Origin of the sequence: Phaeobacter sp. PT47_59, assembly GCF_028890025.1 — a bacterium.
Lineage (GTDB): Bacteria > Pseudomonadota > Alphaproteobacteria > Rhodobacterales > Rhodobacteraceae > Phycobacter.
Window position 1 is genome coordinate 164,226 of record NZ_JARCJL010000008.1, and the last position, 15,001, is coordinate 179,226.

Here is a 15,001-nt window from a genome sequence, read left to right on the forward strand (position 1 = left end):
GGGAGGATCACTCGCCCCAGGAGACCATGTCCATCGGATGCATGGTGCCCCAGATGCCGGTGGGCACGTTCTGCAGCTTTGCGTCATAGGCCGTGTGATAGGGCAGCGCGTTGATCCAGTAGACGGGCAGATCTGTCGCCACGATCTGCTGGAATTCCGAGTAAAGCGCTTTGCGTTTTTCGGGATCGCTTTCGATGGCTGCGGCATTCAACAGCGAGTCCACCTTGTCATTGGCGTATTGCTGGGTGTTGGACCAGATCACCCCCTGGCGGATGTTGTCGCTAAGATAGGTACGGTGCACGCCGATGACCGGATCGCCCCAGTTGAAGACGACATCCATGGAGAGTTCGAAGTCATGTCCGCCAACGCGGCCCGCCCAGGTCGGGAAATCGGGTGCGGCGCGCACGGTCACATCGATACCGATCTTCTTCAGCTGCGATTTCATGTACTCCGCAATCGACTGCTGCTGCTCCTTGGGGCCGGGGATGTAGTCGATGGTCAGCTCCATGCCATCGGCAAAGCCCGCTTCGGCCATCAGGGCCTTCGCCTTGTCCAGATCGGTGTCATAGGCGGGGATGCTGGCATCAAAGAAGGGCGAGCCTTCGATGATCGGCCCGCGCTGCGGCGCGGAAACGCCCCGGTGCAGCGCCTTGGTGATGAAATCGCGATCCACCGCATAGGCAATGGCCTGGCGCACGCGCACATCGCTGAGTTTCGGAGAAGCGGTGTTGAACGCCAGCCAGTTGATCGGCCCAACGGCGGCATAGCCTTCGGCGGTGACAGTCAGGTGCTCTGCCTTTTCAAGACGGCGGATCTCCTGGCTGCCGGCCATAAAGGGATACATGTCCGCCTCGCCATTCTCCATTGCGATCAACAGGGCAGACGGGTCCTTGATGATGCGGACGATGATCTCATCCAGCTTGGGGCGTCCCTCAAGGAAGAAATTCGGGTTCTTCTTCAGCACGATGGCCTCACCCGGCTTGAACTCTTCCAGCATGAAGGGGCCAGAGCCCACGGGCTTGGCGTTCATCGGGTGGGATTTGATGTCCTGCCCATCGTCGAAGACATGTTTCGGCAGAACCGGCGCCAGCGCGGGCGACAGGGCCAAGAGAAGCGCCGGGTGCGGGTTGCTGAGGTTGATCACCACGGTTTGCGCATCGGGGGTGTCGATGCTTTCGACCGGTGCGAACATGGATTTGAAGGGATGGTTCGCCTTGGTGGTCAGGATCGAATAGGCCACGTCTTCCGAGGTGACCGGCTTGCCATCGTGGAAGGTGGCATTCTCCACCAGGTTCAGCGTCACCTTGAGCCCGTCTTCGGAGATCTCCCAGCTTTTGGCCAGATAGGGCTGCGGCTCCCAGTTTTCGTCATAGCGCAGCGGCGAGGCAAAGATCTGGGTCGAGGGAACAGCGGTTGCGATCCCCGATTGCACGGCTCCGTTCAGATGGCGCGGCACCTGGGTGGAGGCGATCACAAGCGTGCCCCCATCTGCAAAGGCGGGCAGGGCGGTAGAGCACAATGCGGCGAATGCCGCCGCGCCAAAGAGGCGTGACATGAGTTTCATCTGGATCTCCCTGATCGTATTTTTGCTATTGCAATCAGGCTAGTCCTGCCATCTCCCCGCAGAAAACAGTCTTTTAAAGGGGTGAAAGAGCTATTTTTTAGGGGAAGGGTGGCGCGGGGTGTTCGTTCTGCTCCGGTTTGGCAAATAAAATCTCATCAAAATCACCGCGCTCGGCCACTTCGCGGCAGGAGTTCAAGACCGATTTCACAATCGCAGACCGCTGCGAGGCGGCGGTGTAAGCCACTCCATATTGTGGAGAATCTAGATCGCCCCTGATTGTACGCGCCACGTATCCGCTTTGACCGACCCGGTCGTTCGGGCTGCAGATGTTCATCAGGCCGTAGCCGAAATTGGCGGCAACCAGACCGCGCAGCACCGATGAGCTTTTGGTGGTATGCGCGATGTTCGGGCGCAATCCGCGTGCTTCGAACAAGCTGCAAAAATAGGCACGGGTTCCGGGCAGGTCCAGCAGGATCATCGGCAATTCCGCCAGATCCTGCAGATCGACTTCCTGATGTTGCGCCAGCGGAGAGATATCCGGGATCAATGCAATCGGAGTTGCGCGAAACATCGGGATAAAAGGCTGCGCGTCGGGCGTGTTGCGCCGGTATGTCAGTGCCACGTCGATGGCGCCAGAACTCAGCAACTCTGCAATCGACTGCATGTCGCCTTCCTTCAACTCGATCCGGATCGCGGGGTAGTCCTGAGAGATCCGTTTCAGGATCGGCGGCAAGACATAGGGTGCCGTGGGGGCATAACATCCCATCCGAAGGGTGCCGGACAGATCGCCCGTCAGCGCCATCAGGTCCGATTCAAAGACGCGCGATTGTTCTAGAAACGCCTGGATGCGCTCTCCGACCGCGAGGCCGCTGCTGGTGGGCACGATCCCGCGCGCAGGCAGCCGCCGCAGCAGTTCCGCGCCGGTGGTCTGCTCGATCATGTCGATGGCGGCGGTGATCGAGGATTGCGAGATATTCATCTCCACCGCGGCCCGCGCAATGGAACCGGTCCTGAGCGCGGCGTCGAAATAGCGTAGTTGTTTCAGCGTGAATCGCATGTGCCTTCCCGCATTCAATAATGGATAGCTTGACAGTAATTACATTTTTCCACGGGTCAAAGCTTGGCTATCCCAAAAGGGCAGATGGGAGTGATTCATGTCAGATATTACTGTTTTCAAAGCCAAAAAGATCATCACCCTTGACCCAAACCGCCCGGTTGCCACGCATGTCGCGGTCAAGGAGGGCAAGATTCTGGCCGTGGGCGATGCCTCTTGTGCGCAGCAATGGGGCGCCGTGCAGCAGGATGACCGTCTGCAGGATGCGGTGCTTCTGCCCGGTTTTGTCGAAGGGCACGCCCATATGATGGCCGGTTCGATGTGGAACTACGCCTATGCGGGTTACCATGATCGCATCGATCCCGAAGGTCGGCTGTGGCAGGGCATGACGGACATCGGTGCGGTGGTTTCCGGTCTTTCCGATTACGCCGCAACCCTGGATCCGGAGGCCCCGCTGATCGCCTGGGGTTTCGACCCGATCTTCCTGCCCAGCGAGCGCTTGAACCGCCATCATCTGGATGCAGTCAGTGCTGAGCGACCCATCGCGGTGATCTATTCCAACTTTCACCTGATGTGCGTGAACTCCAAGGCCTTGGAACTGGCAGGCTACGGGCGGGAAACCAATGCCGAAGGCGTGCTGAAAGCCTCGGATGGCCTGCCCTCCGGAGAGTTGCAGGAAATGGCCGCCATGTTCCCGGTGATGCGTCGTCTTGGTATCGATTTTCGCAGCCTTTCCCAGCAGGCTCAGTCGATCCGCACCTATGGGGAAGTGGCCAAACGGGCCGGGGTCACTACGATAACGGATCTTTTCTCCACCATGGAAGACAGTGATCTTGAGGTGATGCTGGAGGTGACGGGAGATGAGACCTTCCCGCTGCGCATCGTGCCGGCGCTGGGTACCATGGGGGCCGCCCCCGACCAGATCGCGGCCCGCGCCAAGGCTTTGCGTGCCCGCTCCACCGACAAGCTGCGCCTGGGGGCGGTGAAGCTGATGACCGACGGCTCGATCCAGGGCTGGACCGCGCGGGTGAAATGGCCGGGCTACGTGGGCGGGCAGCCCAACGGCATCTGGAACACCGCCCCGGACCAGATCTATGCGCTGTGCGAGGTGATGCAGCGAGAAGGCGTGCAGATGCATATCCATGTGAACGGGGACGAGGCCTCGGAGGTGTCAATCGCCGCCATCGAAGCCGCGCTGCGCCGGGCGCCGGGGCAGGGGCACCGCCATGTGTTGCAGCACTGCCAGATGATGGGGCGCGATCAGTTCGAGCGCTGCGCCGAACTGGGCATATGCACCAATATCTTTGCCAATCACATCTGGTATTTCGGCGATCAGCACGCCGCCGCCACGATAGGAGAGGACCGTGCCACGCGCATGGATGCCTGCCGCGCGGCGCTGGACGCTGGCGTTCACATGACGATCCATTCGGATGCCCCGGTGACCCCGCTGGCGCCCCTGTTCACCGCCTGGTGCGCGGTCAACCGCCAGACCATGAGCGGCCGTACCCTGGGAGAGGCACAGCGGATCACGGTTGCCGAGGCGCTCCATGCCATCACCCTCGGTGCTGCCTATACGCTGAAGCTTGATCACGAGATCGGCAGTATCGAGACCGGCAAGAAGGCCGATTTCGCAATTCTGGGCGACGACCCAACAGCGGTGGACCCCGAGGCGCTGAAGGATGTGCCGGTGCTTGGCACGGTCTTTGCTGGCCAGGTGCACCTGCTGTGATCTGGCACAATGGATAACCGCCTGCCGATGACCGTGATCGGGGGCTACCTTGGCGCGGGCAAGACCACCCTGATCAACCGGCTATTGGCCGAGCCGCATGGGGCGCGGCTGATGGTGCTGGTCAATGATTTTGGCGCGATCAATATCGATGCCGAACTGCTGCACAGTGCCGATGAGGACACGCTGACGCTTACCAATGGCTGTGTCTGCTGCACCATGGGCGGGGATCTGTTCATGGCCATTGCCGATGTGCTGGATCGCAGCCCACGCCCGGATCATCTGATCATCGAGGCCAGCGGTATCGCCGATCCTGCAAAAATCGCCAATGCTGCCGTAGCCGAACCGGAGCTGCGCTATGGCGGCATTGTGACCGTGGTGGATGCCACCAGCTATGCGGCCCTGTCCGGAGATCCCTTGATCGGAACCCAGATCCGCGATCAGGTGGCCTGTGCTGATCTCCTGGTGCTGAGCAAGACAGATCAGATCCCGGATGCCCTGGCGCTGAACCTGATGGCAAACAGTCGCAGCGCGCAGGTGTTGGCAAGCGATGCCGAGCAGGTCGCGGCCTTGCTGCTGTCGATACCTGAAACGCCGACCTCGCCTCAGTCTCCCGTCCGTGCGCATCCGGCTTACATGCATTGGCACATGAGCGGCCCCGCCAGCCTGACCCGCGCCGCTTTGGCAGAGGCGCTGGAGCGGCGCCCCGAAGGGCTGTTCAGGGTCAAGGGTTTTGTCGCTGATCCTGACGGTCAGGGCTGGCTGGTTCAGGTCGTCGGCCAGAATGTCAGCATCACGCGGGAGGCTGAGGTGCAGGGCACGCATCTGGTCGGGATCGGCGTTGCGGGGCAGGTCACGGCGCAGGCCTGCGCCGATTGGTGGGCGGCAGCCTGCGGGGTTGAGGTCGATCAAGGCGTGTCGTGATCCAACCGGGTACTGCTGCTGCAGCCCTTCGGGGTGGGAAGAGATGCAGCGGGGGAGGATGCCGTGATCTTTCAGGACCGACGCGACGCAGGCCAGGCATTGGCCGCGACCCTTGCCACCAAGGATTACGACGCCCCCTTGGTTCTGGCCTTGCCGCGCGGTGGCGTGCCGGTGGCGATTGAAGTGGCCCGCACCCTGAAGGCGCCGATGGATCTGGTCATGGTGCGCAAGATCGGCGCGCCCGGGCAGCCGGAATTGGCCGTAGCCGCCGTGGTCAACGGCGATGATCCGCAGATTGTCGTGAACGCGGCGATTGCCCGCTCTTTCCACCTGTCGCAGTCCGATATCGAGGAGATGTCCAATCCCCGGCTCGAGGAAATCCGCCGCCGCCGGGAGCTCTACCTGAAGGGACGCAGGCAGGTTTCGCCCGAGGGGCGCACGGCAATCGTGATCGATGATGGGATTGCAACCGGGGCAACGGTGCGCGCCTCACTCCGGGCGGTGCGTGCCCGAAAGCCTGCAAGGTTGGTGCTGGCTGTGCCCGTGGCCCCGCCTGATGTGGCGCAGGATTTGGCGGCAGAGGTGGATGAGCTGATCTGCCTGCACAGGCCGCAGCCCTTTGGCGCCATTGGTCGCTTTTACGCCGATTTCGCGCAAACTTCGGATGCTGAGGTCATCGCCCTTCTGGACGAGGCAGAGAGCTTGGCGAAGCAGGGGCAAGTGTGACACCCTGAAGCGCATTCAGAGACACCGATTGGGAATTATCCATGTCTGACACGGCCTTGTCGCCCGACGCGCTTCGACGGATCTGCGATCCGGCCGAACTCGGGTTTGAAACCACCGCTGACCTTGAACCGCTCGAAGGGCAGCTGGGTCAGACACGCGGCATGGAGGCAATCCGGCTTTCGGCGCAGATGCAGCACCGCCGCTTCAACCTCTATGTGCAGGGGCCACGGGGCAGCGGGCGTAAATCCGCCGTGCTGCGGGTGCTGGAGGAAGAGGCGGCTAGCCGCCCGGTGCCCAAGGACTGGGTCTATGTGCAGAACTTCGACGATGCGGATCAGCCCAATGCGATTTGCCTGCCCCGGGGGCAGGGACCCTTGCTGCGCAGTGCCATGGTGCGGTTGCTGGAGGAACTGGCGAACCATATTCCGGCGCTTCTGGTGTCGGAGGATTACCAGAACAAGCGCATGGCGCTGGAGCAGGAGTTCAACGCGCGCCGGGAGCAGGCCTTTGACACCCTGCGCCAGAAGGCCGAGGCGCAGAATGTTGCGATCCTGAGCACGCCGATGGGGTTTTCGCTGGCGGCCAAGCGCGATGATGAGATCCTGAAACCCGAGGTGATCGAGAAACTGCCCGAAGAGGAACGCGCCCAGATCCGCGTGGCGGTCTCGGACATCCAGGCAGAGCTTGAGGATTTTCTGCTGGATCAACCCGAGCATGAGCGCCAGCAGCGCGATGCGCTGACCCATCTCAATGCGGATATGGCGCGCATTGCCGTCGATGCCGCCGTGGATCGGGCCTGTCGCGGATTTGTCGAGATTGACGAGCTTGGTCCCTATTTCCGGGCGCTGCGCGACGATCTGGTCTCTCATGCCGATCTGTTCCTGTCGTTGGAACTGGGGCGCTCGAAGGATCCGTTTCCAGCCGGGCTGGCGGCGCTGCGGGAAGATCCGCGCTTTCACCGCTACCATGTGAATGTGGTGGTCACCCATGATCCCAAGGGCAAAACCGCACCGGTGGTGGAGGAAAGCCTGCCGACGCTTGCCAATCTGACCGGCCAGATCGACTATATGGCGACGCAGGGCGTGCTAGTGACCGATTTCACCCAGGTGAAACCGGGCGCGCTGCACCGGGCCAATGGCGGTTTTCTGGTGCTGGATGCGCGGCGCGTTCTGGGCGAACCCCTGGCCTGGGACGCTCTGAAACGCTGTCTTGAGACTGAGGCGGTGCATGTGATCACGGCGGGAGAGCGGCTGGGGCTGATCTCGACCACCACGATGAAGCCCGAACCGATCCCGCTGGATGTGCGGGTGGTGCTGGTCGGGGATCGGATGCTGCACATGCTGCTGACCGAGTTCGATCCCGATTTCGAGAAGTTTTTCCGCGTCACCGCCGAATTCGGTCCGGACATGCTACGCGACGGAGACAGTGTTGCGCTTTTCGCCCGGCGTGTTGCCGGCCTGGTGCGCGACGAGGGGCTGCGCCCGGTGACGGCGGATGGCGTTGCAGCACTGGTCGATGCGGCGGCGCGTCTGGCGGCGGATCAGGAAAAGCTGAGCCTCAGGATCGAGACGCTTTGGGACATCCTGCGCGAGGGCAATCACCACGCCCGCCAGGAAAAGGCCCCCGCGATCACGGCAGAGCATGTCACAGGCGCGATCGAGGCGGCCGAGGAACGGCGTGGGCTGATCCGGGATCGCGTGCACGAGATGATCGAGCGCGGCACCATCCTGATCTCCACCCATGGCAGCGAGATCGGCCAGATCAACGGGCTGACGGTCTCGGCCCTTGGCGATGAAAGCTTTGGCGCGCCGGTGCGGATCACCGCGCGGGTCCGGGTTGGCGGGGGGCGCGTGGTGGATATCGAGCGCGAAGCCAAGATGGGCGGGCCGATCCATTCCAAGGCGGTGCTGATCCTGTCGGGCTACCTGGCTGCACGCTACGTGCCGCAAACGCCCCTGTCCCTTTGGGCCAGCCTGGTGTTCGAGCAAAGCTACGGCGGCGTCGAAGGCGACAGCGCGTCGCTGGCGGAACTCTGTGCGCTGATGTCGGCCCTGGCCGAAGTGCCGATCTCCCAATCCTATGCGGTGACGGGATCCGTGAACCAGATGGGCGATGTGCAGGCCATCGGCGGCGTCAACGAGAAGATCGAAGGCTTCTTCGCGGTCTGCAAGGCCCAGGGGCTGACGGGGCGCCAGGGCGTCGTGATCCCGCGCGCCAATGTGGCCAACCTGATGCTGAAGCCCGAGGTCGTCGAGGCGGTGCGCAACGGACAATTCCAGATCCACGCGGTGTCCCATGTGGATGAGGCGATCGAACAGCTGACCGGCCTGCCTGCCGGTCTGCGCGACCTGCATGGTGAGTTCGAAGACGGCTCGATCAATGGCAATATCGAGGTCAAGCTGCTGGAGTTTGCCCAGACCCGCGCGGCGATGGGCGGGTCTGACACCTCTGCGGCATCGGAGGACAGCGATTAAGGTTTTAGGTTTCCGGCTTGTCGGCCAGATCCCAGAACAGCCCCGCCATCAGCCCAAGCGCATCCCGGCAGACCGGTTTCAGGACGTGTTCGTTCGGTGCATGTTGTGAGCAGCCGCGATAGGAATGCGGGATCCAGACGGTTGGCAGACCGAGGATATCTGCAAAACAGTCGTTGGGCAGCGATCCGGCCAGGTTGGGCAGGATATGCGGGGCTTTCCCGGCGGTACGGGTCAGCGAACCTGCCACGAATTTCACCCAAGGATGGTTCGGATCCAGCCGCGTGGCCTTGAAGGGGCCGCCCGGGTCCGGGACGATCTCGATCTCCTGGAACCTGTGACGGTCCAGGTGTCTGCGCAGGGCCGGGATGATGTCCTCGGGATCGGTGCCGACCACATAGCGCAGCTGGCAGGTGGCTTTTGCATGGCCTGAAATCGCGTTGACCGGCGCCTCGGGCACGCCGCTCTGCATCGCCAGAACCGCAAAGGAGTTCCAGCCAAAGGCGCGCTCGGCCGGGGTCAGGCTTTCTTCGCCCCAGTTCACGTCCACTTGCGGGCCATTTTCGCTTTCGATTGGCAGGCCATCCAGGGCGGCGCGCACCGTATCCGTCAGGCTGTCGGGGCGCCATTCGGGGATCTGGATCTGGCCGCGCCGGTCGCAGATGGTGGCCAGCGCATGGGCCAGGATCATCGCGGGATCCGCCAGGAGACCGCCCCAGTTGCCGGAGTGATGGGCGCCGTCGCGCAGGTTCAGCACCAGGTCGAAATTCACCCCGCCGCGCGAGCCCATGAACAGGGTTGGTGTGTCGGGCTGCAGGCGCGGCCCGTCCGAGGCGATCAGCACATCCGCCGCCAGCCGGTCTTTCTGGGCGCGAAAGAATTCAGCCAGCCCGGCGGATCCGGTTTCCTCGGACATCTCGATCACGATGCGCACGTTGAAACCCAGGTGTCCGCGTTCGGCCAGAACCGCCTCCAACGCGGCGATATTGATCAGATGCTGCCCCTTGTTGTCGGCGCTGCCGCGACCGTAAAGGCGATCGCCCTCCTCGGTCAGCTCAAAAGGTGCCAGCCCCGCGCGCCACTGATCGACCTGACCGCGCACCACATCGCCGTGCCCATAGGTCAGGATGGTGGTCAGGGCAGGATCCTCGATCCGCTCTCCCACCAGCAGGGGGCCGCCGCCTTGAACCGGGTTCTCAAAGATCTCGCAGGTGAACCCGGCCGTCTGCAGCCTGGGTCGGATCGCCTCTTCCAGATAGCGCATAAGTTCTGGGCCGCTGCCCGGTTTCTGGCTTTCGGTGGGATAGGCGACCCAGTCGGATAGATCTTTTTGGAAACCGCCGTCCGAGAAATAGCCATCGACGCGGCTGATCGCGCCGGTTCGCGTTGGGGAGGAAGAGGGGGGCATCTGGTCTCCGCTGCTAATAGGTAAGGGGGTAAATAGGCACTGATGAAGGACCTAAACCGTCTGCGCGCCTTTCCGCAACACGAGCCGATATTGCGCGCCGTGTCATTTCCAGTCCAGCTCGGCGCCGGTCAAGGCGACCAGCAGGGTGTCCTCGGGCATCTGCCCCAGGCCTTCGAACATCTTGATGTAGTTCAGGCTGGAGTGGATCTCGGCAATCTTGTCATCCAGAATCTTGAAGACCATCTGTCCGTCGAATTCGAACGGGGGCCGCTGCGGATGCTCGTTCACGGAGATCGTAAAGCAGGTCAGTATCCAGTCTCCCATTTCCTCCATCACCGTAAATGTCAAATCCGGCTTGCACTGAAACAGCGCCTTCAAGGCGGAGACGATATCCGTTGATCTGAAATCCTTGCCTGCCAGGCTCGAGACCGGACCACTTGCTATGGTCTTGGCGGCGAACATCTCGCCCAGTATCTTGTCGTTATCCTTGCTCCATACTTCTTCAACCCAAAAGCGCACCAAATCCGTCTTGCTTGTCACGTAGTCTTACCTGTTGAAACACACTCTTTGGCGACCTTATGACGTGTTGCTTCCATCCGTCGAGTGGGGAGTTCCTGATCGGGGCAACTGTGCCCGAAATGTCAAAATGGGAGCTTTTTGCTGCCCTTCGGTTATTCTGGGCAGGTTCGTGGCAAGCTGCTAGGCTTTTCATGCCACAGTGTTTTTCGCAGATCTGGATTGGCATCGGAGGGAGAAGTGGCAGCGCCGGGTATTGCTGGTGCCGTAAATGCGTCGTCTTTGGGAGGGATGGGATGCAAGAGGCTGATGTGATCGTTGTCGGGGCCGGGCTGGCCGGGTTGGTGGCCGCGGCCGAACTGGCGGATCGTGGCAAGAGGGTCGTGATCGTCGATCAGGAACCCGAAGGGTTTCTGGGCGGGCAGGCGTTCTGGTCCCTGGGGGGGCTATTGATGATCGACAGTCCCGAACAGCGGCGCATGGGGATCCGTGACAGTCGCGAGTTGGCCTATTCCGACTGGATGGGCAGTGCGGGTTTTGATCGTGACGAGGACCACTGGCCGCGCAAATGGGCGGAAAGCTACATCGACTTTGCCGCCGGAGAGATGCGCCCCTGGCTGCATGCCATGGGCATGCGCTGGTTTCCCATTGTGGGCTGGGCCGAACGCGGTGGCTCCTTTGCCTCGGGGCATGGCAATTCGGTGCCGCGCTTCCATCTGACATGGGGCGTTGGCCCGGGTACGCAAGAACCGTTCGAACGGCGTGTACGGGAGCATGAGAAGACGGGCCGGATCACCCTGAAATTCCGCCATCGCTGCTCGCATATCCTGATGGAAAACGGAGCCTGCAAGGGCATCAGCGGAGAAATCCTGGCCGCGGATGGCAGCGCCCGTGGTCAGAAGACCAACCGGGAGGTGATCGGCGATTTTGAATTGCAGGCCGCCAGTGTGGTGGTTTCCTCGGGCGGGATTGGCGGCAACCTGGATCTGGTGCGCAAGGCCTGGCCGGCTGACCGGCTTGGCCCCGCCCCCAAGGAGATGATCGCCGGCGTGCCCGCCCATGTGGACGGTCGCATGGTTTCGATCACGCAAGCGGCCGGCGGCCATGTGATCAATGCCGACCGCATGTGGCACTATACCGAAGGCGTGAAGAACTGGGACCCGATCTGGCCCAATCATGGCATTCGCATTCTGCCGGGGCCATCGTCGATGTGGTTCGACGCAAACGGCAACCGCTTTGCCCCGCCTGCGATGCCCGGCTTTGACAGCCTGGGCACCCTGAAGGCCATTCTGGCAACCGGCTATGACTATTCCTGGTTCATCACCACCCAGAAGATCATCAAGAAGGAATTTGCCCTGTCAGGGTCGGAACAGAACCCGGATCTGGCTTCGAAAAGCTGGAAACAGGTGCTGAAACAGCGACTACTGAACAAGAAGGCCACGCCCAATGTGGAGGCCTTCAAGGACAAGGGCGAGAATTTCGTGGTGGCCGAGCAGCTGGAAGATCTGGTGGCCAAGATGAACGCTTTGCAGGGCGATGACCTGTTGGATGTGGAAAAGATCCGGGCCGAGATCACCGCCCGTGATGCGCAGATCGACAATCCCTTCTCCAAGGATGCGCAGATGATGGCCATTCACGCCGCGCGCAACTATCGGGGCGACAAGCTGATGCGTACGGCGAAACCGCACCGGATCCTGGATCCCGAAAACGGCCCTCTGATCGGGGTCAAGCTGAACATCATCACCCGCAAGACCCTTGGCGGGTTGCAGACCGATCTGAACGGTCAGTTGATCGATGCCGAGGGGCAGACCATTCCGGGCCTGTTTGCCGCCGGGGAAGTTGCAGGCTTTGGTGGCGGTGGCTATCACGGCTACAATGCGCTGGAGGGAACCTTCCTTGGTGGCTGCATTTTCTCGGGCCGCCAGGTGGGCCGCAGCGATACAATTGCCTGATCCCTGCATCAGCGGGACAAGCTTCAGTCGCGAAGGTAGTTCGCCAGGTAACATCCAAGGACCGTGAGCGTTTCCTCGGCGAAGACATCGGCCCTGTAGCTGTCCTTCTGAGCCGCGGTCAAATCCTCCATGGTGACGGCGATCTGCAGGACCGTGTGGGCCACCACCTTGGGGTCGCCGCCCCGGAACCCGTCGGCGCCGCGTTTCCAGCGTGTCTCCAGCATGTCTGTTAGGTATTCCCGCTCGCTGTCTTCGGCAGCAACGGTGGGCCGCAGCGAGACGAAATGCATCAGCAGCGGCGGGTAGAAGGGATTGTGTTGGATATGATCCCGCTGGGTCGTGATGATATGGCGCAGGCGGTCTCTCCAGCCGGGCCAGGTTTCGGTATCCTCAAGGGTTTCCAGGGCCCGATCGCGCAACTCCTGGGCGCTTTGCAGGTAGAGTTCGCGCAGCACATGGGTGACATCGGTAAAGTAGCGATAGATCGAACTGACCGGGATTCCGGCGTGATGGGCAATCAGGGTGGTGGTGATTGCATTCAGGGGCAGTTCGGTCAGCAGCTGTGCGGTGGTCGCCAGGATAAGATGAATGCGCTGCACCGCACGGGCCTGCTTCGGGGTCTCGCGTGTCTTGAGCCGTCCGAAGACGGGGGTGTTCTCTTCCTGAACGGTCATCGTCAAAGCCTCAAATCACGCAGCAGCGTCTCTGCGGAAAACCCCTGCGCAGGACCCGGTCCGGCTTCTGCTGCCTTGATCATATCATATAGGGCGGCATTGACCGGCGCGCTACAGCCCGAGCTTTGGGCCAGTTTCAGGATCTCGCCGGTGATGGTGTCGATCTCCGTCGCGCGCCCCGCCGCCAGATCGACGGCCATGGAGGTCATCGAATTGCGATCAAGTTTCTGAATCTTCAGCAGGGTGGTGTTGAACAGCGCGTTTGGCAACAAGAGCAGGCGGTGCACCAGATGCGGCGATATCGGTCCGACCCTGCGCCAGCGCACACCGGCGGCGGCATAGACCACAAGCGCCTCGCGCAAGGCGGCAGAGTAGATCCGACGGTAGCCTCGGTCGCATAGCATCGCGTGCAGCGGCAGCCCGCTCAGGGCGTTGATCGGGTTGATCAGGTTCAGCAATAGCTTGCCGTATTGATGGGGGAGCAGGTCGTCCTGCACGGCGATGGGCGCGCCTGTCGCCGCCAGGGTGCGGGCCAGGCTCTCGGTGATGGCGCAGCGCTCCACAGTGACTTGACCGGGGCTTGAACGGTGCAGGTGGCGGTTCGACCTCCAGACCACATTGAAGGGCACCATCCCGGGGATGATCCTGTGGTTTGGCAGGCTATGGCGCAGATGTCGCGTGGCCGACACCCCGTTGAGCAGGGTGATGATCGGCGTGCCCTCCGGCGCATGGTCGCGGATTTCTTCGATCGCCTGGTCCAACCCGGTCGACTTCATGGTCAGCACGATCACATCGGAAGTGCTCAGCGCCTCGGGGCTGTCCGCCAGATCCAGCAGCGACAGTTGCGTGTCCAGGGTTTCACCCCCCGTCAGGGAGAGTGACCCGGTCCCCATCCGGTTCCAGGTCTCCTTGCGCCCGATCAGGGTGATCTTTGCGCCCGCAGCACGAAGAGCAGGTGCCCAATGTGCGCCAAGAAAGCACCCGATGGCGCCGGCGCCCAATATGGAAATGCTTTGCGGGGATGCGTTCAACCGCCTGTGCTCCGGATTGGCCCACGCCATGCATGGGGTAGGTCTCTGGGAGCCATCGCAGCGGGGGTGGCCAGGACGACGCCGCAGCATCTCGTGAATACGGTTCTACAGCCAATCCTGCCGAAGACAAAGGGTAAAGCGATCACGGTTTTACGATGGTTTATCGCGTTGATTTTGAAAACGACCCACCTTTTCAGCGCAGCGATGCAATGTTTTCCATCAGCGTATCGCGCGCATCGGTGATGTGGCGGCGGGTCAATTCTGCCGCCTCGGCGGCATTGCCGGTGTTGCAGGCCTCCCAGATGGCAAGATGCTCTTCATGGGCGCGCCGCATGCCGTTTGACAGGACCAGTTGAGCGCGCAGATACCGATCCACCCGGTCCATGGCGTTCTCGATCGCGTCAAGATGGTAGCTAAGGCCGCTTGCCTTGTAGAGTTCCGAGTGGAAATCCCGGTTCAACCGGCCCCAGGTCATCGGCTCGTCCGATTCCGAGAAGGCTTCCAGGCAGGCTTTGGCCCGCTGCAGCGTCTCGTGCGACATTTGCGGGACCGCGCGGCGAATGACCTCCGGTTCGATCAGGGCACGGAAATCGAAGATCTCATGGGCTTCTTCAGCCGACAGGCCCGCCACCACCGCGCCCTTGTAGCGCTGTGTCTTGACCAGCCCCTGTTCCTCAAGCCGGGAAATCGCCTCGCGCACCGGGATGCGGCTGGTATTGAACATGCCGGCGATTTCATCTTGGCGCAGGGGCTCCCCCTCTTTCAGATCTCCCTCGATGATCGCCTTGCGCAGGGCTTCAAAGACGATCGATGACGCTGAGGCGGTTTTCGAGATGTCGACGGGATTGAGCTTCATGCGGTTGGGATCCTCCTCATGGCCTTGATAGGATCTTTTTGCCGATCTGCAAAGCTTTGGCGGCAGCAACCGGCAAAACCGCAGCGTCGGCACCGCTGG

General features: G+C 61.8%; 12 protein-coding genes. 5 read left to right on the plus strand and 7 right to left on the minus strand.

Going from position 1 to position 15,001, the window contains the following annotated elements:
• Nucleotides 1-7: 7 nt before the first annotated feature.
• Both PXK01_RS10000 and PXK01_RS10005 read right to left on the minus strand, forming a co-directional pair.
• On the minus strand, nt 8-1,564 hold the full coding sequence (locus PXK01_RS10000; protein WP_274859869.1) for an ABC transporter substrate-binding protein: 1,557 nt from the start codon (nt 1,562-1,564) through the stop codon (nt 8-10).
• Nucleotides 1,565-1,661: 97 nt separating this feature from the next.
• On the minus strand, nt 1,662-2,621 hold the full coding sequence (locus PXK01_RS10005) for a LysR substrate-binding domain-containing protein (RefSeq protein WP_274859870.1): 960 nt from the start codon (nt 2,619-2,621) through the stop codon (nt 1,662-1,664).
• Between the two features lie 97 nt (nt 2,622-2,718).
• Between PXK01_RS10005 and PXK01_RS10010 the strand changes: the two genes are divergently transcribed.
• The 4 genes from PXK01_RS10010 to PXK01_RS10025 all read left to right on the plus strand — a co-directional run bounded on the left by PXK01_RS10010 (nt 2,719) and on the right by PXK01_RS10025 (nt 8,468).
• A complete protein-coding gene (locus PXK01_RS10010; RefSeq protein WP_274859871.1) occupies nt 2,719-4,347 on the plus strand; it encodes an amidohydrolase in 1,629 nt (542 codons plus the stop codon).
• A gap of 9 nt (nt 4,348-4,356) precedes the next feature.
• The gene (locus PXK01_RS10015) at nt 4,357-5,268 is read left to right on the plus strand and encodes a CobW family GTP-binding protein (protein WP_274847150.1); all 912 of its coding nucleotides are present in this window, start codon (nt 4,357-4,359) and stop codon (nt 5,266-5,268) included.
• 63 nt (nt 5,269-5,331) lie between these two features.
• On the plus strand, nt 5,332-5,994 hold the full coding sequence (locus PXK01_RS10020; RefSeq protein ID WP_274847149.1) for a phosphoribosyltransferase: 663 nt from the start codon (nt 5,332-5,334) through the stop codon (nt 5,992-5,994).
• Between the two features lie 41 nt (nt 5,995-6,035).
• On the plus strand, nt 6,036-8,468 hold the full coding sequence (locus tag PXK01_RS10025) for a Lon protease family protein (protein ID WP_274859872.1): 2,433 nt from the start codon (nt 6,036-6,038) through the stop codon (nt 8,466-8,468).
• A 4-nt stretch (nt 8,469-8,472) separates the two neighbouring features.
• Here the strand turns inward: PXK01_RS10025 and PXK01_RS10030 are convergent, their stop codons facing one another.
• Both PXK01_RS10030 and PXK01_RS10035 read right to left on the minus strand, forming a co-directional pair.
• On the minus strand, nt 8,473-9,873 hold the full coding sequence (locus tag PXK01_RS10030) for a M20 family metallopeptidase (protein ID WP_274859873.1): 1,401 nt from the start codon (nt 9,871-9,873) through the stop codon (nt 8,473-8,475).
• 102 nt (nt 9,874-9,975) lie between these two features.
• On the minus strand, nt 9,976-10,413 hold the full coding sequence (locus PXK01_RS10035) for a nuclear transport factor 2 family protein (protein WP_274859874.1): 438 nt from the start codon (nt 10,411-10,413) through the stop codon (nt 9,976-9,978).
• Nucleotides 10,414-10,685: 272 nt separating this feature from the next.
• On the opposite strand from PXK01_RS10035, the gene PXK01_RS10040 reads away from it, so the two are divergent.
• Nucleotides 10,686-12,341, plus strand: a complete 1,656-nt coding sequence (locus PXK01_RS10040) for an FAD-binding dehydrogenase (protein WP_274859875.1) — start codon at nt 10,686-10,688, stop codon at nt 12,339-12,341.
• 23 nt (nt 12,342-12,364) lie between these two features.
• Here PXK01_RS10040 and PXK01_RS10045 read toward each other — a convergent pair whose 3' ends face one another.
• The 3 genes from PXK01_RS10045 to PXK01_RS10055 form a co-directional block, all read right to left on the minus strand.
• The gene (locus PXK01_RS10045) at nt 12,365-13,015 is read right to left on the minus strand and encodes a TetR/AcrR family transcriptional regulator (protein ID WP_274859876.1); all 651 of its coding nucleotides are present in this window, start codon (nt 13,013-13,015) and stop codon (nt 12,365-12,367) included.
• A 2-nt stretch (nt 13,016-13,017) separates the two neighbouring features.
• Nucleotides 13,018-14,136, minus strand: a complete 1,119-nt coding sequence (locus tag PXK01_RS10050; protein ID WP_342456184.1) for a 2-dehydropantoate 2-reductase — start codon at nt 14,134-14,136, stop codon at nt 13,018-13,020.
• Nucleotides 14,137-14,239: 103 nt separating this feature from the next.
• Nucleotides 14,240-14,902: a GntR family transcriptional regulator gene (locus PXK01_RS10055; RefSeq protein WP_274847142.1), complete on the minus strand. Its 663-nt coding sequence runs from the start codon at nt 14,900-14,902 to the stop codon at nt 14,240-14,242.
• Nucleotides 14,903-15,001: the final 99 nt, after the last annotated feature.

What these genes read in the sequence shown, in the direction of transcription:
- PXK01_RS10030 (WP_274859873.1), bottom strand. Translation starts at nt 9,873, where the DNA reads ATGCCCCCCTCTTCCTCCCCAACGCGAACCGGCGCGATCAGCCGCGTC.
- PXK01_RS10055 (WP_274847142.1), bottom strand. Translation starts at nt 14,902, where the DNA reads ATGAAGCTCAATCCCGTCGACATCTCGAAAACCGCCTCAGCGTCATCG.
- PXK01_RS10015 (WP_274847150.1), top strand. Translation starts at nt 4,357, where the DNA reads ATGGATAACCGCCTGCCGATGACCGTGATCGGGGGCTACCTTGGCGCG.
- PXK01_RS10050 (WP_342456184.1), bottom strand. Translation starts at nt 14,136, where the DNA reads ATGCTGCGGCGTCGTCCTGGCCACCCCCGCTGCGATGGCTCCCAGAGA.
- PXK01_RS10005 (WP_274859870.1), bottom strand. Translation starts at nt 2,621, where the DNA reads ATGCGATTCACGCTGAAACAACTACGCTATTTCGACGCCGCGCTCAGG.
- PXK01_RS10010 (WP_274859871.1), top strand. Translation starts at nt 2,719, where the DNA reads ATGTCAGATATTACTGTTTTCAAAGCCAAAAAGATCATCACCCTTGAC.
- PXK01_RS10000 (WP_274859869.1), bottom strand. Translation starts at nt 1,564, where the DNA reads ATGAAACTCATGTCACGCCTCTTTGGCGCGGCGGCATTCGCCGCATTG.
- PXK01_RS10025 (WP_274859872.1), top strand. Translation starts at nt 6,036, where the DNA reads ATGTCTGACACGGCCTTGTCGCCCGACGCGCTTCGACGGATCTGCGAT.
- PXK01_RS10040 (WP_274859875.1), top strand. Translation starts at nt 10,686, where the DNA reads ATGCAAGAGGCTGATGTGATCGTTGTCGGGGCCGGGCTGGCCGGGTTG.
- PXK01_RS10045 (WP_274859876.1), bottom strand. Translation starts at nt 13,015, where the DNA reads ATGACCGTTCAGGAAGAGAACACCCCCGTCTTCGGACGGCTCAAGACA.